Origin of the sequence: Vibrio sp. E14, from assembly GCF_020515785.1 — a bacterium.
GTDB lineage: Bacteria > Pseudomonadota > Gammaproteobacteria > Enterobacterales > Vibrionaceae > Vibrio > Vibrio diabolicus.
The window spans coordinates 205,605-225,664 of sequence record NZ_JAHPJI010000003.1; the positions used below are offsets into that span (position 1 = coordinate 205,605).

Here is a 20,060-nt window from a genome sequence, read left to right on the forward strand (position 1 = left end):
ACTAAAGCCTTTTGAAATAATGCAAAGTTTCCCGCTTTCAAAGTGTGGAATAAAAACACGGTCTCGTTGCTCAAAGGTGTTTTGCTCTCGAAACTTCTCCTGCCACCCCTTATTTGGTTTTGAATCATGACTATACTCATTACTGGCAGTTCTAACCTTATTCATACAACTTAATGTCTCAGAGCATGCCACTAGTCGAGAAACGATTAACAAGGAAGGGTGAATGGAGACTGTTGAACAGGTTAATAAACGTCATTTATCGGATAGAGATACTACCTCTAGCACTTCTATTTTTCTTTGTATTCTAATCGTAGTGGCTGTAATCGCTCGGTTTTTTGTTGCGTTTAATTACGAAGTAAATTGGGACGAGTTTTATTACCTATCTTTTGTGCATCGGTTTATTAACGGCGAGGTGATTAATAGTTTCCAAACCTTTCACACTCACTTCTTTACTTGGCTGAGTGGTGTATCAGATAACGATGTTGACCAGATCATTGTGGCGAGAGTCGTTATGGTGTTCTTTCAATTACTCACGGGATTTTATCTATACAAGTTATGTCGATTGTACTGCAGCAAATCGGCGGCACTTTTTGCGGTGCTTGCCTATTTTTCTTTTGTTTATAATGTTCGTATGGGGGCCAGTTTTCGTACTGATCCTATCGCGACATGTATGATCATGGCGGCGCTGTATTATGTGTTTAGTACAAAATTTTCTTGGCGTGTATCCATTCTTGCTGGTGTCCTTACGGCTGTCGCCTTGCTCGTCACTTTAAAGACCGCTCTGTATATCCCGACTTTTACAGGCATAGTTTTAACCTCGCTTTATTGGTCGCGAAATCGCAAGCGTTACTTTAGGCAAGTTCTCATGTATGGAGCCGCGATACTGGTTGCCTTTGCGATGCTGTACAGTTGGCATTACTTCTCTATACATGGAGCGAGTTCGGTTGGTGATGCAGGAACGATGTTCGGTGCTGCGGATAAGACACTAAACCAGCGCGAGCTTTTTCCTCGATTGTTTTACTTTGTTCATTCAGTTTCGACGAACTCATGGTATTGGTTAGCTCTTTTCATTGGTATTGGTACTGCTGTTTATGCGTGTTTTTCGCAAAAGCTATTAAGCCGTGAGTCATCGATTAAGTTTTTGTGCCTAAGTTTATTACTCTTCACTTTGCTCTTTTATCGCAACGCTTTCCCATACTATTACGCTTTTATGCTTGCTCCAGTGAGTGCTTTGTTTGCTGTGGCTTGGGGTGGTATCCAGAATTTCACTAACGCAAGAGTTGCACAATTTTTTAATTTTATTGTTCCCTGCTTGTTTGCGGTATCCATTGTGGTGAATGGTTTTGTTTTACCGATAAAAAGCAACTTGGCCTACCAGCGTCAGTTTCTTGATGAAGTACATAAAATCTTTCCTCAGCCTGTTGCTTATATTGATCGATGCTCCATGGTTCCGACTTTTTCAAAACAAGGTTTTTTCATGAGTACGTGGGGTTACGAAGATTATATTGCGAGAAACATCCCCGTTATTCGCAATGCTATAGAGCAAGACAATCCGGCTTTTGTACTGGTTAATTCGCACTATTTAGATGTGTTTGGCCCTGACAAAACCGATAAAGGGCTATTAAGGCTAGATATTCAAGCGTTAAGGCAGAACTACATTCATCATTGGTCGCACCTGTATGTTGCAGGAAAGACGTTTGAATTGACGCCCAACTCTCTTAATCGGGAAGTTATGGTCAACATCGAGGGCCTATATACGCTTGAAGCTAGCAATAGTCTTATGATTAATGGCAAGGTTTGGTTGGCAGGTCAAGCTCGATACTTGGCGCGGGGTGTCTATGAATTAGCGTCGAAAGAGCCAGGTAAAGTCGTTCTGCGTTGGGGAGATAACCTGTACCGACCTCGCAACCTTGAAGAGAAGCAGAGGTTATTTACCGGCTTCTAATACGCACAGTAATGTTGATTCAGAACATGAGGAGCAAGCATGAAGTTAATTGTTCAAATTCCGTGCTTTAACGAAGCGGACAATATTGCTGATGTTATTCGCTCAATACCAAAGCGCGTTGATGGTATCGCTAAGATAGAGATTCTAATCATCGATGATGGTTCTACGGATGGTACTTCAGAAGTCGCACGCAAGTGTGGTGTTGAGCACATTATTACTAACCAGGGCAATAAGGGGCTTGCTTACTCATTTCGAAGAGGGATTGAGGAGTGCCTTCGTCTTCATGCTGATATCATTGTGAACACCGATGGCGATAATCAATATAATGGGGCCGATATTCAGCACTTGGTTAAGCCTATTATCGAGCACAAAGCAGAAATTGTTGTTGGTGACCGAGGAGGGTATAGCAATACACATTTCTCTGTATTTAAACGATGTTTACAAGTGTCGGGGAGCTTTATTATTGCCAAAGCGACGGGATTGGATGTTAAAGATGCTGTGAGTGGTTTTCGCGCAATATCGAGAAGTGCGGCACAACAACTTAATATCGTATCGGATTTTAGCTACACAATAGAAATGTTGATTCAAGCAAGTGCAAAAAGGATTGGTGTGGTTTCGGTGCCAATCCGAACTAATGAAAAAACGCGAGAGTCCCGTCTGTTTAAGAGCATTCCGCAGTTTCTAAAAATGTCGCTCTCTACTTTGGTCAGGGTTTATACCATGTACCGACCTCTGCAAGTGTTTTTGTTTATTGGCTCTGTGGCGATGATTTGCGGTGTGATTCCCATTATGCGATTCCTGTATTTCTTTTTAAATGGAGCGGGAGATGGCCATATTCAGTCATTGGTCTTGGGGTCAACGCTACTTATCTTGGGTTTCATCACTTTATTGATGGGGTTGGTGGCCGATCTAATAGGGTTCAATCGAAAACTGACCGAAAAAGTATTGCATCGAATTGAGGTGCTGGAAGAAAAGCTGGAACATCAGAAAAAGTCGCCCACTTATCAGTTTGAAACCAAGCGAAAACGATCTGGAGAGTAATAGCGAGTTACCTCGATACTTTAAAGAAGTGAGTTATTTGATACGGCTTGCTTAGGCCTAAATAGACTCGAGATAGCGAAGAACAACATATCTCCTAGAACCGTGACGATTCTGGAAATAAGGACGGCAACTAAGAGTGTATCTTCAATACTCGGCGAATCTAGGAGTGTGATTAAAACAGCCTCTCGGACACCCAACCCCGCAGGAGAGCCTGGGGTGGCAAACCCTATTAACCATGCGATGATGAAGTAACAAGATGTTTGTAAAAATGTCTCTAAAGTTGGAGTTAGATTGTCGTTTAGCGTAAAAAATATGAGTGAGAAAATGCCACCCGACACCAAAAAAAAGCAGAGATAAAGCCCACAAGCTTTTAGGTAATTGCGACTGGCTATCAAGCTTAATATTGATCCGGAGATCACGATAAGTCCAGCGAATAAAGTCATCTCGTACCCCATTAAATTAGGGAAGTACTCATTCAGCAGAAAGACGCCAAACGAACCAGCCGCAATACCCATCAACCCTATTTCCCATAAGGTCGATTTCAGTAATACATTATTTTTAATTCCGTGTTGTACACCAATTACTTGTCGGCTAGCGAATTGGAAAATGTTTCCAGGTAGATACTTAGCAATTTGAGACGCGCCAAACATCCAAATGGCAGTTGATGCAGACAGAGTATATTCACTGTTCGCGACTAAAAGTCGCCACGCCATAGAAAGAATATAATTGCCAAAAGCGTAGAGACCTATACAAAAAATAAATACCAGATAGGAGTAAGAGGGAATATCCTGAATATTTAGTTGCTGCGAGTATGTAGAGAGCTTGATTAATACAAAGGCGATGGAAAAAATAGTAATGATTCGCCCAACCCAGCGTAATATGAATTTACTCTTATTATGTTTCATGATTCACACGCTGGCATAAAACCATGGTCCAAGGAATGGGAGAGCGTACTTCGAGAATCTCAAAGTGTTGATTGAGCAAAGTCAGAAAGGCATTCTTGGACCAGTGTTGGATATGTCCGGGAGTATTGCCCCAACTGTTTAAATATTTACCTCTTGCCATGTTTAACGCACACCACAACGGCTCTCTTGGAACACTAAAAATGTAATAGTCAGTATCGAGCTCTTGCAATGTTGCTAGTGCTTGCTCGGGATGCTCCAGGTGTTCCAAGACCTCACAACAAACAACAAGGTCAGCAGAATCAGTCTTTCTAGCAACGTCATACACACTTTTTTGTTCAAACAAAATGTCTTCCAAGTTGTGTGCTTGGGCATTGTCTCTTGCTAGTTGAATCACTTGTTGGGAGAAGTCACTCCCTTTCACACGGATCCCTTGTTGATGCCATTTAAGTGCCCAGACTCCTTCTCCGCAGCCGATTTCGTGTATCGACTTTGGTGTGACCATATCAACCAGTTGCGATAAATGATGATCGAAATTGCTCATCATTTTTCTGGCGATGGGGTTCTGAGTATTGTATTTGTCGTAATAGTTTCCGACAGGGATCCCCTGCTCTTCGATACCTTTAGATATTTTCATAGCGTACTCAAATAAATTATCTCAAATGGCCAGGAAGTTCTTCTATTGATGAACTATGTTCTTCAGCCAACCATCTGACTTACAAAGCGTTACGCTTCCCTCTAGTAGAGTGTAGGATAATTTATTGTTTTGTTTGCCTCGTTAGAAAAATTCTACAACCCCTTTAAATACTGCGCGTTGGCTGTTGGTTGAATCATGGCATTCAGCGTTTGGACGGTTTGTTCGCTGTGTTCTTCAAGTAGAGCTAAGAACGCGTCAATCAACTCAGGTTTGCTTGCTGAGACTTTCGTTTCGGTCTGGATATCACGCAGATCGATCAACACATCGGTAAATAATTGAGGCAGATCGTGCAGCACTTGCAGGTTTAAGACGTTGTGTTCGCTGTAGATCGAATTGTGGCTGCCTTTCTGTTTTTGCACCACGTAAGGATTGTCTTTTAAGTTGATGATAGACGTGCGTTTATCACAGTGTTTCAAACAACCTTTGTTGACCTTCACCTTACGGCATCCTTCGGTTTGTTGGAACAAACATTGGCGGCTCGTGAGTAGGGTATTTGGATTATAAATGTTGTAGAAGCTGCGCATGTTTTTCGGACGCTTGATATGGCGCATCTGCTTCATATTCAGCTCGTTAGAAACAAACGCGCCACTTGCCGTGAACTCGTCTTGAAGGCATTTAAACGCGTATGAGTTCACCGTGTTCATTTGTGGGCCTGCCACCCAGCCTAAGCCGAGCTCTTTTGCGATCATGCCGACGCCTGAGTTGTTGGTGATCAACAACTCAGGTTGGATGGTTTCCAAAAATACGCGCGCGGCGTGGTAGTCTTCGCCAATCAAAATGGCTGGGAACCAAGGTTTGAGCATTGGGTTGGCTTGGAACAACTCAATCATCGCGCTCAGTTCGCCAGACAATCCCATTGGCAATTGATAGTAAACATCAATGTCGTGGTATTCGCACAGCATGGCTTCTTGTGCTGACGAGATCAGAACCGATAATTTTGGCGCACCTTGGCGAGGTTCTGGTTGAGGTAACGCTGGCAGAGTTGGCACATCAATCGACCCTTTCAAGCTGCTGCCGGATACTTGTGTCGAAGCGACATCGAACGACTTAGTTTGCTCTGCCACTTTCTCAATGATCGCGGTTTTGTCGTCGTAGAGTTTCTTTTTCACCGCTTGCACATCATCAGCAGACGGGCATTGATAAACCTTCGAAAAATGCTTTACAGCGTGGTCGCGCGGGTTGTCGATGTACATCGCCTTGCCGAAATCACCTTGCAAAAATGCGTTGGAGAAATCGCGGTTGAACACCGTGTATAACTCGGTGGTGTCTTCAGAGAGTTCCAAACCCTCGCACAAGCGATCGATTTGCTGACGCCAATTGTCGACCACGGTATAGACGTAGTGCGATTTCTTGATTCGTCCTTCCACTTTTAATGAATACACGCCAGCATCGGCAAGCGCTTTCAAGTCCCCAAAGGCGGAATTGTCTTTCATATTGAGTGGGTAGTTGTTGCCCGTTTTGGTCGTTTCGTACTGTTCGCGACAAGGTTGACTGCAGCGTCCACGGTTTCCTGATGCGCCATTGCGAGCGGAACTGATGTAGCAAATTCCGGAGAATCCGATGCAGTATGAGCCGTGGACAAACACTTCCATCATTACGTTGTGCTCGCGACCAAATTGCGCCAGATGTTTTATTTCATCGATGTCAAGTTCGCGAGATAAGTTTACTCGGCTTGCGGTGAGCTGGTTGAGAAAGAGGATCTGGCCTTCGTTATGCGTGTTTAGTTGCGTTGAAGCGTGCACATCCAAATCGGGAAAGTGATGTTTGAGAATGTAGGCCAGACCGAGATCTTGCACGATCACGCCATCGATTTTGGTGGTGTTCAGTTGGCTGAGTAAGCGAACAATCGCTGGAATTTCACTTTCTAAAATCAGCACATTCAACGTTAGGAAAATCTTACAGCTGTGCTGATGGGCCAACGTTAACACGCCATTTAAGTTATCTAAGGTGAGGTTGGTCGCTCGGTTACGAGCATTGAAGCGGTCGAGCCCACAGTAAATTGCATCGGCGCCAGCGGCAATGGCGGCTTTGATGGAATCTAAATCACCACCGGGTGCTAATAACTCAAATTGATCGCGTGTCACTACTTTTATCTTTCTTACTAAAATAGGCTGCAAATGTTACGTATTTCACGCTTTTGATGCTCGGCTAGTTAATGCTTTATTAATCTGAATCAATTAATCCGTGTTACACGGTCGACTCTTGAGTGGGTAGAGTGCAATTCGCGATAGCGGAATCTGACTTCTATAGTTTTCCTACACTTGGTTTTTCTATATCTAGTTTTCGACTCAGAGAGAGGAAGGGACGACAAATGAAAAAAGTAATCATCGGGTTGGTCGTGGCGTTGACGTCATTGAGTGCGTTGGCTGGTGAGGGGGTGGTAACCGTTGCGAGCACGCATTCAGCAAAAGATACGGCGGATAAATTTGTCGCTATCGCGCAAGAAAAAGGGTTGAACGTCTTTGCGCGCATTAACCATCAAGAGAACGCCACGAAAGTCGATATGACGTTGCGACCAACCGAAGTTATCGTGTTTGGAAACCCTAAAGTGGGCACGCCACTGATGATCTGTGCGCAGGAAGTGGCGCTCGATTTACCCCAAAAAGTGTTGGTGTATGAAGATGATGAAGGCAAAACGTGGTTAGCTTATAACGATCCTATGTATTTAAAGCAGCGCCATCATATTGAAGGCTGTGACGAGGTATTGAACAAAATCAGCGGCGTGCTGGGCAATTTAACCAACGCGGCGGCGAAGTAGGCCTGGTTATTGGCTTCGCTTTTTACCTCCGAAAACGAAAAAGCCAACCTCACAAGGAGGTTGGCAAATCTTACCTAGATTGGGGGAGGTAAGATCAGGAGGTGGCGAGTACGCTGTGCACTTCTGACTTGATAGAGTCTGACTGCGTACCGAAAATCGCTTGCAAACTGTCGCCAATCACTAACACATCTCGCGCGCCGAGCGCTTTTAGCTTAGCAACATCAACGTTGGCAATGTCTTTCACCGAGACACGCAGACGGGTGATACACGCATCGACTGACTTAATATTGGCTTTGCCGCCCAATGCAGCTACTACATCCACCGCAATTTCATCAGGTTGTCCGGCAATCTTCACTTCTGCAATGTCGGTTTCACGGCCCGGCGTTTTCAGATCCAACTTCACAATTAGGAAGCGGAACAAGCCGTAGTACAGCGTCGCCCAGATTGGACCGATGATGATGAACAGCCATGCGTTGCTCGACATTGGGTAGTACAAGAAGAACTGGATCGCGCCGTGAGCGAAGTCTGTGCTGTGTTTGATTTCCAAAAATGCGGTGAGCGCAAACGCAATACCAGTCAAGAAAATATGAATCACGTAAAGCACTGGCGCGACGAATAGGAAGGTAAATTCGATTGGCTCTGTGATACCAGTTAACCAAGAGGTAAACGCCGCTGACAGCATCAAACCGCCGACAATTTTCTTACGCTCTGGAGATGCGCAGTGATAGATTGCTAATGCCGCTGCCGGTAGTGCCCACATGGAGTACATAAAGCCACCAGAGAGATAACCTGCGGTTTTATCACCAGCGAAGAAGCGTGTTAGCTCACCGGTAAACTCTTTACCGGTTTCTGGGTCGATGTAGCTGCCGACTTCAAAGAAGAACGGCGCATTCCAGATGTGGTGCAAACCAACTGGGAGTAAAGAACGTTCGCCCGCGCCGTAAACCGCCCACGCGAGTACCGGGTTTTGGTACGCGGCCCAGTGAGAGAATGCATCAAGAAGTTGTCCGACAGGTGGCCATGCAAACGCGAGAATCGCACCAACGACGATCGCCGATAGACCGGTGACAATGGGCACAAATCGCTTACCCGCGAAAAAGCCCAAATATTCCGGCAGTTTGATGTTGTAGAAGCGGTTGTACATGATTGCCGCGACCGCACCAATAAAGATGCCGCCAAACACCCCGGTTTGCAGCGTCTCAACGCCCATGATGGTGGCGTCAGTTTCTAGGCCGCGCAGACCAGTCACGATACCGAGCGATGCGTTCATAATAATTAGGCCAACTAAGCCAGCGAGCGCAGCCGCACCGTCATTGCCTTTTGATAACCCGAGCGCCACACCGACCGCAAACATCAACTGCATGTTGCCGAACACGCCTTCACCGGCGGCGAGCATCACTTTGTTGACCGCGTCTGGAATAAACGCAAAGCCCGCGTTACCAATACCCAGCATCAAGCCGGCCACTGGTAACACCGCCACAGGCAGCATCAACGACCGTCCTATTTTTTGTAGTTGTCCAAATATACTTGCAAACATGGTTTCCTCCTGACGAATGCCAGTGTTGTAGGACCTGATTCCTTCAGGTCATGTTGTTTCACGTAAGGTCAGGATGATCATAGCGAGCAAGGCGGCGCCTAAGGTTACAAAAGGCAATCAGTTTGTAAGTGGCCGCTTACAAATCTCTTACACCGAGAAGTGAAAATTGCAATCGGCTCGATTGTGAATGTGCGTTTAAGAATGCATCATATTGGCCAGCGCCAAACTCAGGACGGACACAGGGAAAGTAGGATGGAAAACAAGCAGATACTGGTCGTCGATGACAACCTAGACCTTCGCGAAGCGTTGTCAGATTACCTTGGCCGCGCTGGGTTTGAAGTGCTTTGCGCGGAAAACGGCGGCGTGATGTGGCAACTGCTCAACGATCACCATCCCGATTTGATCATCCTCGATATTATGATGCCCGGTGAAGACGGCTTTACCCTGTGCCAGAAACTGCGCAAAAACTCCGATGTTCCTATCATCATGCTGACCGCCGTCACTGAAGAAGCTGACCGAGTCGCAGGGCTAGAAATGGGCGCTGACGACTACATCACCAAATCATTCAGTCCGCGTGAACTGCTCGCGCGCATCAAAACCATTCTGAGACGCAGCCAATCGACCGCCAATAGCAAACTGACGCGTAAAGTGCGTTTTGACGATTGGTTGTTAGATACCGTAACCCGGCAACTGACCCACGTCGCTAGCCGCGAAGTTAAGCAACTTAGTGGCGCGGATTTGTCGCTGCTCGGTTTGTTCGTCAACCACGCGCAATCAATATTGTCTCGCGATGACATTGCGCGCGAGATCTGGGGACGCGATGCCGACCCATTTGAACGCGGCATCGACGTGCAGATCAGCCGCTTGCGTCATCACCTTGAAGATAAAGACCGCTCGCTGATCCTAACGGTGCGCAATAAAGGCTACATGCTGACCACGGACGTGCATTATGAGAATTAAACGCTGGACGGGGTCACTGGTTGTTCGCACCAGCGTGTTCCTGCTGCTGGTGATCATTCTGGCACAGGTATTATCCGGGGTTATCTGGTATCAACACGCCAGCGAGCGCGATAAAGAAGGCCTGACCACCACGGTCAAAAGCTTAGCGCTGAGCGCTTCTTCCACCATCGCCTTCTTTCAAACTCTCCCATCGGAATATCGCCACTTGGTGCTCAATCAACTACGCAACATGGGTGGTACGCGCTTTTTCGTCTCACTCAACAATCACCAGATTGAGGTCGACCCGCTGCCGGAGAGCGAACGCAAAACGTTGGTCATCAACCAAGTTCGCGAGGTATTAGAAAGCGAGCTGAGCGGCATTCCTAATATCGAAGTGGAGTTCACCCAGCGCGACAAACTCAAAGTATTCAACAACGAGCTACCTATCGACGAACTGCCGCTATTGTGGGCACATTATTCGCTTTCGTTTGGTGACCTCAATCCACCCATTCTGGTGATGCAGGTCGAAGTCGCGCAGAACGAATGGTTTTATCTCGCGGCGGTGCTACCCGCGCCTTACATCAACCTAGAGACTAACTATTTTGAGTTGCGCCAATGGCTGACGTTATTGTTGTCCGCGCTAATGCTTTTGCTGTGTACTTGGTTTATCGTTCGCAAAGAAATTCAACCAATTCGAGAGCTGGCAAAAGCCGCAACCCTGATGTCGAGCCGATTAGACGTGCCCGAAGTATCCGAGCGCGGCAGTAACGAACTGAAAGCGGCGGTACGTGCGTTTAACAAGATGAACCGACGCATCGACAGCCACATTAAAGACCGCGAGATGCTGTTCAGTGCCATTTCACACGATCTGAAAACGCCAATAGCCTGCCTAAAACTGCGGGCGGAAATGCTGGATGACGACGCCGACCGAGAACGCTTTATCCGCCTGAGTAACGACCTAGACTTGATGGTCAAAGGCGCATTGCAATGCATTAAAGAGACCGATATCCACGAGGAAATCGAGCCGATCAATTTCACCCAACTGATTCAGCACATTTCCACCAATATCGCCGATGCGCCGGACACAATTCGCATCCACGGTGAAATCCGCACCCACTTTGCTGGTAAACCGTTAGCGATTAAGCGCTGCATTCAGAATCTGGTCGATAACGCGCTCAAATACGGCCATCAAGCAGATATTACGCTGAGTGAAAGCCCAGAGTCGATCCAGATTGAAATTGAAGATCACGGTGACGGTGTTGACGATTTATTACTTGAAAAGCTCTGCCAGCCATACTTCCGCGCTAGCAACGATAAAGAAGGCAGTGGGCTGGGGTTAACCATTTCACAGAGCATTGCAAAGGCTCACGGCGGCAGTTTGTCGCTGAGCCATTCTCAGTTTGGCGGCCTCTGCGCCACGCTGACTTTCCCGAGAGACTGACTATGAACAAACTGGCATTCTTGTTCCCACTGTTGCTCGCCCCTTGCGTCGCTCACGCTGAGTCGCCACAAGGGGTAGAGTTTTTACATTGGTGGACTTCTGACGGCGAGCAGCAAGCGCTGCAAACACTTAAAGCTCAGCTAAAACAGCACGATATTGAGCTGCTACAAAGCCCGGTGTTAGGCGGTGGTGGCGACAGCGCGATGACGGTACTGCAAGCTCGAGCGCTTGCGGGCAATCCACCGAGCTTCGCGCAAATCGAAGGGCCAAGTATTAAAGCGTGGGATGCCATCGGTATTTTGCACAACGTCAACGCGGTTGCCGATGAGCAGCGCTGGGACGAGGTGCTCTACCCGCTGTCTATCGAAATCAATAAAACACAAAACGGCTATATCGCCCTGCCACTTACGCTGCATCGCTTGAACTGGCTGTGGGTCAACCACAAGCTACTTAAACAACTGAATCTGTCCGCGCCGAAAAACTGGCAAGAGATGTTCGCTGCCATGGAGCTTGCTCAGCAAAATGGTATCGTACCGATCGCGGTCGGTGAGCAGCCGTGGCAAGTCGCCCAACTTTTCGAGAACTTAGTGATCTCCACTGGCGGTGTTGAGTTCTACACCAATGCGATGGTTAAACTTGAACGAGACAGCATCGACAGCGACACCCTGCGCCAAGCGTTGACGCAATTTCGTCGCCTTAGTTTGTTGATCGACAACCAATTACCCGACAGTAAGTGGGATACGGCGACCCAAGCGCTAGCCGACGGTCAGGCGCTGTTTCAAATCGGCGGTGATTGGATTTTGGGTGAGCTGCTCGCCAATCAAGTCTCGGTTCCGCAAGAGGTCGGCTGTTACCCAACGCCTGACAGCGATGGTGTATTCCTCTACAACATGGACAGTTTGGTGTTTATGTCGAGCAAGTCGTTTTCTACCGAGGCGGCTCAGCAAACCGCAAGCGCGCTGGCAGACGTCGAGTTTCAAGCCAAGTTCAATAAGGTAAAAGGCTCGATTCCGGTACGCACCGATATCGACATCAGCGATTTTAATCCGTGTCAGGTCCAGTCATATCAAGACTTTCACTACGGCGTAAAACACAACCTCGCCGTGCCGAGTATGATTGATTCGATGGCGGTCAATCCGGTTGCTCAGCAAGCGATAAACTCGGAAATCTTCCGTTTTTACCGCAATCCCAAGATGGAACCCGACGAGCTGATAAAACGCATTATTGCTATTTCGCAAAGCAGTTGATGGCAATGAATTTGTGCCGAGTGGAATAAAAAAGCCCCAATGATTGGGGCTTGAGTGAAGCGAAGTATGCCGTTTAGAAATAGTGGAAGATCGGCGGTTCATGCATCAAGAAGTTTTGATGGGAGATGTTCCACGCATAGGCGCCTGCTAAGGTAAACACAACATAATCACCAATATCGGCGTGGGCGACGTGTTGATTGCGTGCCAGCACATCTTTGGGCGTACAAAGTTGGCCGACAAAGGTCGCTTGTGCATGCTGAATTGGATGAGAAATCTCATGGTGTTGCTCGCTTTTCAGGATGACAAATGGATGATCATGGCTCTGTGCTGCTGGCGTGCGGAAATGGTGGGTTCCTCCTCGCGCGATGACAAAGTTTTCGCCAAGATTTTGCTTAATATCCAGCACTTCCATCACGTAATAACCACATGCCGCCGTGATGAACCGTCCGCATTCAAAACGCAGTGTCCAATCTTGCACTTGCTCTTTGGCGATCAGGAATTCCAACTTGTCGCAAAACTCCATCCACGGAAAGTGTTGCTCAGGCTTTTGGTAGTTAATACCCATGCCGCCGCCCAAGTTGATCATCAGCTCACCGAGTTCAAACTCTTGTTGCCACGCTTTCACGACTTGGAAATAGCGCTGCATCAACGCTAAGTGACGTTCAACATCGAGCTGATGCGACATCAAGTGAAAATGGAAGCCTTTGAGTGACACTTGCGGGAAATCGCGCAGCAACATCAAAGCATTACTCAGTTCGGACTCGTCCAAACCAAAAGGAGTCGGCTTGCCGCCCATCGCCAACTTGCTGAGCGTGATGTCGCCGATATCAATGTTCATACGCAAAAAGATCGAAGTCGGGCGGTTGAGGCGCTCGGTTAGTGCTCCAATGCGTTGTAGCTCAGTGAGGCTTTCGACGTGAATCGCATCGACATCAAGTTCAATCGCTTGTTGCAATTCATTTGGCATTTTTCCTGGGCCGCCGAAGATCAATGGCTTATCGAGTTGTTGCTGGTGGAGGTGTGCCAACTCCCCGCCAGATGCCGCTTCAAAACCATCGACATACGGCGCGAGCGTTTTGAGAATTGGGCCAGATGGATTGGCTTTGGCTGTGTAAAATAGCTCGACATTTTTCGGCAAAACGTGACGCAGTTGTTTGATGTGTTCTTCTAAGGCTTTTAGGTCATACAAGTACGCGCACAAGGGTTGATTTTGCTGCTGTGCGAGCGTGTGAACTTGTTGGCTAACGCGTGTCGGTAGGGAGAGTGAATTAGACATGTTGCGCTCCTTTTTCGTATTGCTGCCAAGGTGTGGCGACTTGGGTATAGCCCGACTCTTTATCGGCTTTTTGCATCAAACGTGTGGTGAAATTATTTTTGCTTGGGAAGTGACCGCCATTCAGCAACGCTTCTAGTTCCGGCTGTTTTCCATTCACGGATTGCCAACGCACAATGGCACTTTGCACCGCATTCCACAGCGTTTGCTCTAGTGGCTCATCACCTTCTGCGATGAAGAAAATCGCTTCGCTGATGTTGTTGATAAAGGTGCAGTATCCGATGCGATTCCAGCCTTGTTCGCGACTGTAGTAAACCGATTGTCGCGCGCGTTCAGACAAGTCAGTTAATGTTTCTGCTGGCCAAAACTCCGGCAGTAACTTGGTGCCTTCCAAATCACGAATCCAAACACAACACGGCATCTCTTGCTCAAAGCCAATCAAGGTGTTTTGCAAATGCGGCTCAAACGCCACCCCGTGTTTGAAGTAGTAATTAAACACGCCCGGGATCAGGCAATGCAAATAGCGTTCAAACCACAGTGTCGCGATGTCGGAATAGCGGCCTTGCGTTGTACGCGCTTTGTTTTTAAGGCGTTGAGCAATGCAACTGTTGCCGTTTTTGTCGTAAGCAAACAGAGCGTCAGCGAGGGTTGGTTTTAAGATGTCGACTTCGCTCAGCGAGAAATTTTCGCGGTATAAAATCCCAAACGATTCGCGCGCTTTGGTGTTGTCGTCCCAGTTGTGCTCAGCGACACTTTCTAGATTCAACGTGGTGGCGTAAGGCTCAGTCATCACTTTAAATACGGGGTTGTGCAGCTGTTCGTTTTCTCTAATTGGTTTGAGAATCGACGTGAGCTGCACGGCGCTGTCGAGTTCGTACCACGCGTTTTTGCGCACGCAATTGGTTAATCGTACGTTGATGGAGAATTTCGCAAACCAGTCCATATCTGGGTGGTAGAGGGTACGAACTGAAGAGGTCGGCTGCATCTTTTCACCACCTAAACCCAGTGGCGTGATCTTGCCTTGTTCAATGGCACGCTTCACGCTTGGGTTGCTCAAAATGGTGTAGCTTTCCCAAGGATGACAAGGGTAGAGGGTCTTCCCATTGCTGGTGGCGTGTTGTGGCGCGAGCTGTTGTAGCATGTGCTGAGCAGGGTTAGCTTCTCCGTCGGAACTCAGCACATCAAGTAAGGACGTATCCACTTCAAACCAGTACAGCAGGACTTGCGCGCCGACTTCTGGAGAAAACGCCAAGAGATCATCCATGGTGACGCCCGAACGACTTTTTGGGGTCGGATGGAAAGTATGCCCCCAAATCAGAGACTGTTCCGAAGCGATAAACTCGTTGTGATGCGATTTGGGCGCGACGTTGAGAAACTGCTCGGTAACCAGCACGCTATTTTCCAGTTGTTCGATCAGCTCATGGTTAAATGGGATCGCCAATACCTGCTTGAGATAGTTAAGCAAAAGCGTAAGAGTTTGCGTGGCATCCAATTTCGCCCAGCCAGATCCCGGCATTTTCGCCCACGGCAGTTCTGCCAATTTGATTTTGCCCAGTTTGCTCGCGTAGTGAATCGGCAAAACCAGCACGCCATTTTGTTGAGACAGATGAACGGCTACCCGTTGCTTGGCGGAATAGTTGCGTTTTAACGTTTGGGGTAGCGATGTCGATTGGTAGCGCCATTCCACTTGTTGATTCGGTAGCGCAAATTCACGTAAGTAACAATTAAGAACACCCATTATCGTGTTGAGTTGGGCCTTCTCCCGATTGAGCTGCACATCATGCGCGCGCAACTCGCTAGTCTGAGAGGATTGAGTTTGTAACATGTTGATTTCCAAATTTTGAATGGAGAACCAGCGCGATCAAGGTGATTACGCTGACTATCGCAGAAAGTAGGAAAGGAACCTCAAGTAGCCCCAAGCTAGAAATGAAAGAAGCGCAAAATCCCGCTGCCACGCCACCCCATTTGGACATGGCATCAAAGCGAGAAAATACTTTGCCACTGAGTTTGCGATCCAGATTGCTCGCAAGATGCTGATGCAATCCGTGATAACAACACACCATCGCGATGCCGAAGATAATTCTCGCAGCAATGAGTGCGGTTTCGGATGCAATCAAATGCAAGGCAGAGCTCACGGCAAGCAATGCAAACCCAAGCCACAACGTGCGCAGCGGTTGATGGCGATTCAGCCCATCTGACAACACGTGGATTTTGCCTGCCAGCAACAGATAGACACCATGCGGCAGTGCGTACAAAAAACCGATCCATGCGTGGTTAGTGATGCCATATTGCTGCACAAACGGCGAGAAATAAGGAAAGGTCACCACCATAGAAAACGCAAACCCGAACTGAGCAAAGAAGATCCAACGAATGGCATGCATTGCGTTTTTCTGCGCAACAGGTTGTTCTTGCTGAGATTCTGAGTTTGGCTTTTCGAAGTTTCGTTCGGCGGGTTTATCCACTGGCAGTGTTAGCGTGATGCCCATCGCAATCAAAGGCAAAACGCATAACCAAAGGTACGCGTTGAGCGGGTTGGTCTCTGACAAGCTCCAGCCGAGCCCAATAGGCGCAACGATCAGCGCCAAGCGAGCAGATAGCTGGGTTTTATTGAGTGACTTGCCGAGTGTTTTGGCTTCTTTAATTTGACTAGATAAGTAGCTGTTCGAGGCGGCCATGGTGCCGCCAAAGGTTCCTTGAATAATAAGACCAAACACAAACATGGCGAGGTTGTCTGCCAAGCCGCACAGCGCAAACCCTGCTGCAAGGCCAAGTTGCGCACGCAAGAGTGAGCGGCGGCGACCATAGCGATCGGCAAAGCTACCCCAAAATCGTGCCGCCAACGCAGTACAAAAAGTAGGTAGGATAAACAATACCCCTGCCCAGTCCGCATCAATTCTTGCGCCTAACGTTGGCAACACGACGGGTAGAAATAGCGGCATACCTAACGCGGCAAACGCAGCGATAAAGTGGCACAACAACACACTGTAGATGAGTTTGGTCATAATCGTTTAACGTACGCTTTTTTTGATGGCTTCTATGTAGGCGCGTTGCGCTTCTTCGCTAGAAAGCAGCAAGAAGTTCGGAGCCGACAAACCATAGAACTTATTGATGTCGCTCGCGCCGGAGGCTTCTTTCGAGAGCAAACTGCCAGAGCTCAACAAGTACTTGGCGTACAAATCAGGCGCCTCTTGCAGTAACTCGCGTGCCAGTTTTGTCTCTAACCCTTCGCCTTCCAATCGGTTGAGTTGCTCTGCAATGCTTTTGGCCACGATGGCGTAAAGCGATGCTGAAGAGGCAATGCCCTTTGTAGCCATGGCTTCTACAATCGCTGCGATATCCAGTTGTAATGTGATGGTGGTAAACATCTGACCGAGCGCCAATTCATTGTCGACTTTGATGCGTTGGTCGAGTAGTTCATCGCAATTCACAGGAGTTGTTCCTGCGCCGTGTTTTTGGGCAGCATGCTCTGTTGCAAAGTGGAAGCGCTCTGGCCAAATTCGCGCCGCGTCGTTGTCTTTCATCGCGAGCGTCATTTTGCCCTGTTGATCAAATGCAACGATGGCGTTTTGCTGGTTGGACTCTAATGCGATGCCATAACGAAGCCACAATGTGAGGTGCACTTGGCATAATAGGTCGACGTAATCTTGGAACCACGCCAGCGTATCTTGTTGATAGTACTGCTCCGCCAAATGTTCTAAGAACAAGCGGTCGTCAGGCATTGGGCTTGCCAGAGCGGCAACCGGAACTAACGCTTTATCTTCGCAATGAGTAAGTGGGTACTCACGTACGATGTACGCGAAGGTTTTATCCTCGCCGACGTGTCCACCGTGTTTTTCGTTGCAATGGAACAAGCGAGTGTTTAAGTCGGCATCCGTTTGTTCAAGGTGGCTGAGTAGACGTTCAAACCAGTGGCCGTCATACAGTGTTGAAGGCTTGATTAAGCGAATGTTTTTCGTGCCTAGCGATCGCATGATCAGCGGAACTTTGATGTGAATATGCGGCGCGTCGTTGACTACCACAGTACGAACGGAAAGCGTTGGCGTCACGTCTAGGTACGTAAACGGCGCTTCTATCATGCCTTCGGGTAAGGCTTCTAAAGAGCGAAGGGTGAGCGGATGCGCAGGGAACAGTACGTGGCTCAGTGTAAAATCAGCAGGAAGCCCAACTTGCTCCATCGTCGGCCAGCAATCAGGTTGTTCGCTGGTTAATGTCACCAGTGATTTTTCAATCGCAATCCAATGCAGAGCAAAGCTTTGTGCGAACTCGGGCGCGTACTTAACAAGGTCTTCATCGCTCAGACCAAACTTCGCACGCGCAGTTGGATAGTACGGGTGGTCAAGGTAAGAAGCGATCTGGTCGGCAAGCAGTAGCTTTTTATGCCAAGAACCAAGCTCGGATATTGGTTGAGAAATGTGGTCGGCGTGGTGACGAAACGCTTGGTCACACAGTGCTTTGTGTTTCTCTGCGCATTCCAGTTCTTGAAGATACCCCGCCAACAATTCGTGAGAGCTCTCATGTGCCAGTGTCGTTAGTAGCGCAATCCACTCTTGATAATGCTGCTGATGCTCGACTTGGCCATTTTTCTCCACCCACCAACCTAGCGGCGCTTCGCCATTGGTTTGGCAGTAACACCAATGCTGCATGTAATACGTTGGCACAACAGGTAAATAGAGCGTGAAATCCGGATTATCAAAGGTTAGCCAGACTTGCTCGACTTGAGGAACAATTACCCCTTTTGGTGTGGCGTTACTGAACTTGGCGTTCGATAAGATGCCAAACATGTCTTCGCGCAAGCAAGTATCGATCAATCGTTGGGTTAGGTATAAAGCGTCGTGATTCATGCTGCCACCTCGCGAGTCGGAGCTAGATTGAAATTGCTAAGCGCGTTCTGCAGCGCTTGATCGAGTTTTCGCCCCGATGGCGAGACAATCGAAATTCGGGCGAGATAATCCTTGTTGGAATAACTCTGTTGGAAGAGTTCTCCCGCGTTTTTTAGTACCTGTTGCTGGGTGATGACATCGCCATCGTGTTGGATGAAGGAGGTCGAATCTCCATCAATCACACCACTGTGTTCCGCAACCACATAGTGCACGTGTGCTGAGCCATGAATTTGGTAATCGCCGTCCAATCTTCGGCCCAAATGCAGACCCAAAATTGTGCTAAACCAACCGAAGTGAGCGAGATTGTTGAGCAAGAATTCGCGACCATCCCCAATGCTGCGGTAGTTAATTTCCACTAGGACTGGGCCGTTTTCAGTGATAATAAATTCGCTGTGGCAAACACCAAAACCAACGCCAAACGCTTTCAGTTGAGCCAAGCAAGCTTCTCGGTGAGCAATGCCGTTTGGTCCGTTCCAGTCTGCGGCGGTTTCGATAAAGTAAGGCGGCTCAGAGAGCGACACATCAAAACCGCCCACGGCGATAAGTTGGTTACCGTCTCCTATAGTTTCGAGCGTAACCAACGGTCCTTGAAGAAACTGCTCCACCAGAATGGCGGCGTTTGGGTGCTTTTGCCAAAATGCCTCGCAGTAAGCATCGAGCTCGCTTTGGGAGTCACAGCGCTGCACATCTAAACTTGCCACGCCTTCTTTGGGTTTTGCCACGACAGGAAAGGCTATGCCTAATGCCACATTCGAATGGCGATGCAGCAAACAGCTTTTTGTGTTGGGTAAGGATTTTTCATTTAACACTTGTCGAGTTAAGTGTTTGTTTTTGGCCTTTAACGTGACAGACCAATCTTTAGCCGGTAGACCAAAAAATTGTGCGCAGATGGCGGTGGAAGTTTGTAAGTGATCACTATTGCTGAAAATAGCGTCTGGCTTTAATTCATGCTCCGTGATGGTTTCGATGAGTTCTAATGGGTTGAAGACATCACATTCTAGAATGGTATCCGGATTAAAGTGACTATCACGACTCGCCAACTCTAAATGGCTGAGCTTATGGTCGGTGATAAGAACGACGTGAAGGTCCATCGCTTTAGCTGCAGGCACGAAGCCGTGAGTGACTGCATCGTTAACGACATGACTTACGATAATCATCGTAGATTTCATGAGCTTTCCTAATTTTCTAACATTTTCTTCTAACGTTGATAAAGTCGCTCACGGTCGTCTTCCAATGTGCCTCTCGCGAGACGGAGGGCAGAAGTTCTAGTGTTTATTGTTATTATGTTTGGTTTTTTTTGTTGTTAGTTGTGTTTTTAGGGTAAATAAATATAGAGCATAAAATTAATATTGCAAATAGAAATAATATTTGTTCTTATTTCCATCCGTTGGCTTTATAAC

The 20,060-nt window shown here is 47.8% G+C and carries 15 protein-coding genes; 6 read left to right on the forward strand and 9 right to left on the reverse strand.

Annotation, left to right across the window (positions count from 1 at the left end):
- Positions 1–223: 223 nt before the first annotated feature.
- Entirely contained in the window at positions 224–1,945 is a 1,722-nt protein-coding gene (locus tag LIX84_RS10460; protein ID WP_226421249.1) for an ArnT family glycosyltransferase, read from the forward strand.
- 39 nt (positions 1,946–1,984) lie between these two features.
- A complete protein-coding gene (locus tag LIX84_RS10465; protein WP_226421250.1) occupies positions 1,985–2,986 on the forward strand; it encodes a glycosyltransferase family 2 protein in 1,002 nt (333 codons plus the stop codon).
- 20 nt (positions 2,987–3,006) lie between these two features.
- Here LIX84_RS10465 and LIX84_RS10470 read toward each other — a convergent pair whose 3' ends face one another.
- From LIX84_RS10470 to LIX84_RS10480, 3 genes are all read right to left on the reverse strand, one after another.
- The gene (locus LIX84_RS10470) at positions 3,007–3,891 is read right to left on the reverse strand and encodes a hypothetical protein (protein ID WP_226421251.1); all 885 of its coding nucleotides are present in this window, start codon (positions 3,889–3,891) and stop codon (positions 3,007–3,009) included.
- Positions 3,881–4,525 (reverse strand): class I SAM-dependent methyltransferase, encoded by a 645-nt coding sequence (locus LIX84_RS10475; protein ID WP_065646128.1) that lies wholly within the window; start codon positions 4,523–4,525, stop codon positions 3,881–3,883. The genes LIX84_RS10470 and LIX84_RS10475 overlap by 11 nt, the downstream gene beginning before the upstream one ends.
- 152 nt (positions 4,526–4,677) lie before the next feature.
- Positions 4,678–6,669, reverse strand: a complete 1,992-nt coding sequence (locus tag LIX84_RS10480) for a U32 family peptidase (protein ID WP_226421252.1) — start codon at positions 6,667–6,669, stop codon at positions 4,678–4,680.
- A gap of 227 nt (positions 6,670–6,896) precedes the next feature.
- On the opposite strand from LIX84_RS10480, the gene LIX84_RS10485 reads away from it, so the two are divergent.
- Positions 6,897–7,343, forward strand: coding sequence for a DUF302 domain-containing protein (locus LIX84_RS10485; protein ID WP_053808215.1), 447 nt, complete (start codon positions 6,897–6,899; stop codon positions 7,341–7,343).
- A 94-nt stretch (positions 7,344–7,437) separates the two neighbouring features.
- On the opposite strand, the gene ptsG is transcribed toward LIX84_RS10485, so the two are convergent.
- Entirely contained in the window at positions 7,438–8,880 is a 1,443-nt protein-coding gene (gene ptsG / locus LIX84_RS10490) for a glucose-specific PTS transporter subunit IIBC (RefSeq protein WP_182019637.1), read from the reverse strand.
- Between the two features lie 252 nt (positions 8,881–9,132).
- Between ptsG and LIX84_RS10495 the strand changes: the two genes are divergently transcribed.
- The 3 genes from LIX84_RS10495 to LIX84_RS10505 are packed head-to-tail and all read left to right on the forward strand — an operon-like array spanning position 9,133 to position 12,507.
- On the forward strand, positions 9,133–9,840 hold the full coding sequence (locus tag LIX84_RS10495) for a response regulator (protein WP_025524572.1): 708 nt from the start codon (positions 9,133–9,135) through the stop codon (positions 9,838–9,840).
- Complete coding sequence (locus LIX84_RS10500; protein ID WP_226421253.1) at positions 9,830–11,260, forward strand: ATP-binding protein; 1,431 nt, start codon at positions 9,830–9,832, stop codon at positions 11,258–11,260. Before LIX84_RS10495 ends, LIX84_RS10500 begins: the two co-directional genes overlap by 11 nt.
- 2 nt (positions 11,261–11,262) lie before the next feature.
- Positions 11,263–12,507 carry an ABC transporter substrate-binding protein gene (locus tag LIX84_RS10505; RefSeq protein ID WP_226421254.1) on the forward strand — a complete coding sequence of 415 codons (1,245 nt, stop codon included), beginning with the start codon at positions 11,263–11,265 and terminating at the stop codon, positions 12,505–12,507.
- Positions 12,508–12,580: 73 nt separating this feature from the next.
- Here the strand turns inward: LIX84_RS10505 and LIX84_RS10510 are convergent, their stop codons facing one another.
- The 5 genes from LIX84_RS10510 to LIX84_RS10530 are packed head-to-tail and all read right to left on the reverse strand — an operon-like array spanning position 12,581 to position 19,829.
- Complete coding sequence (locus LIX84_RS10510; RefSeq protein ID WP_226421255.1) at positions 12,581–13,783, reverse strand: type III PLP-dependent enzyme; 1,203 nt, start codon at positions 13,781–13,783, stop codon at positions 12,581–12,583.
- Positions 13,776–15,605 carry an IucA/IucC family protein gene (locus tag LIX84_RS10515; RefSeq protein WP_226421256.1) on the reverse strand — a complete coding sequence of 610 codons (1,830 nt, stop codon included), beginning with the start codon at positions 15,603–15,605 and terminating at the stop codon, positions 13,776–13,778. Before LIX84_RS10515 ends, LIX84_RS10510 begins: the two co-directional genes overlap by 8 nt.
- Positions 15,577–16,782 (reverse strand): MFS transporter, encoded by a 1,206-nt coding sequence (locus LIX84_RS10520; RefSeq protein ID WP_226421257.1) that lies wholly within the window; start codon positions 16,780–16,782, stop codon positions 15,577–15,579. The genes LIX84_RS10515 and LIX84_RS10520 overlap by 29 nt, the downstream gene beginning before the upstream one ends.
- A gap of 6 nt (positions 16,783–16,788) precedes the next feature.
- On the reverse strand, positions 16,789–18,621 hold the full coding sequence (locus tag LIX84_RS10525; RefSeq protein WP_226421258.1) for an IucA/IucC family protein: 1,833 nt from the start codon (positions 18,619–18,621) through the stop codon (positions 16,789–16,791).
- Positions 18,618–19,829 (reverse strand): ATP-grasp domain-containing protein, encoded by a 1,212-nt coding sequence (locus tag LIX84_RS10530; protein ID WP_226421259.1) that lies wholly within the window; start codon positions 19,827–19,829, stop codon positions 18,618–18,620. The genes LIX84_RS10525 and LIX84_RS10530 overlap by 4 nt, the downstream gene beginning before the upstream one ends.
- Positions 19,830–20,060: the final 231 nt, after the last annotated feature.

What these genes read in the sequence shown, in the direction of transcription:
- LIX84_RS10530 (WP_226421259.1), bottom strand. Translation starts at nt 19,829, where the DNA reads ATGAAATCTACGATGATTATCGTAAGTCATGTCGTTAACGATGCAGTC.
- LIX84_RS10495 (WP_025524572.1), top strand. Translation starts at nt 9,133, where the DNA reads ATGGAAAACAAGCAGATACTGGTCGTCGATGACAACCTAGACCTTCGC.
- LIX84_RS10505 (WP_226421254.1), top strand. Translation starts at nt 11,263, where the DNA reads ATGAACAAACTGGCATTCTTGTTCCCACTGTTGCTCGCCCCTTGCGTC.
- LIX84_RS10460 (WP_226421249.1), top strand. Translation starts at nt 224, where the DNA reads ATGGAGACTGTTGAACAGGTTAATAAACGTCATTTATCGGATAGAGAT.
- LIX84_RS10515 (WP_226421256.1), bottom strand. Translation starts at nt 15,605, where the DNA reads ATGTTACAAACTCAATCCTCTCAGACTAGCGAGTTGCGCGCGCATGAT.
- LIX84_RS10500 (WP_226421253.1), top strand. Translation starts at nt 9,830, where the DNA reads ATGAGAATTAAACGCTGGACGGGGTCACTGGTTGTTCGCACCAGCGTG.
- LIX84_RS10475 (WP_065646128.1), bottom strand. Translation starts at nt 4,525, where the DNA reads ATGAAAATATCTAAAGGTATCGAAGAGCAGGGGATCCCTGTCGGAAAC.
- LIX84_RS10465 (WP_226421250.1), top strand. Translation starts at nt 1,985, where the DNA reads ATGAAGTTAATTGTTCAAATTCCGTGCTTTAACGAAGCGGACAATATT.
- ptsG (WP_182019637.1), bottom strand. Translation starts at nt 8,880, where the DNA reads ATGTTTGCAAGTATATTTGGACAACTACAAAAAATAGGACGGTCGTTG.
- LIX84_RS10525 (WP_226421258.1), bottom strand. Translation starts at nt 18,621, where the DNA reads ATGAATCACGACGCTTTATACCTAACCCAACGATTGATCGATACTTGC.
- LIX84_RS10470 (WP_226421251.1), bottom strand. Translation starts at nt 3,891, where the DNA reads ATGAAACATAATAAGAGTAAATTCATATTACGCTGGGTTGGGCGAATC.
- LIX84_RS10510 (WP_226421255.1), bottom strand. Translation starts at nt 13,783, where the DNA reads ATGTCTAATTCACTCTCCCTACCGACACGCGTTAGCCAACAAGTTCAC.
- LIX84_RS10485 (WP_053808215.1), top strand. Translation starts at nt 6,897, where the DNA reads ATGAAAAAAGTAATCATCGGGTTGGTCGTGGCGTTGACGTCATTGAGT.
- LIX84_RS10520 (WP_226421257.1), bottom strand. Translation starts at nt 16,782, where the DNA reads ATGACCAAACTCATCTACAGTGTGTTGTTGTGCCACTTTATCGCTGCG.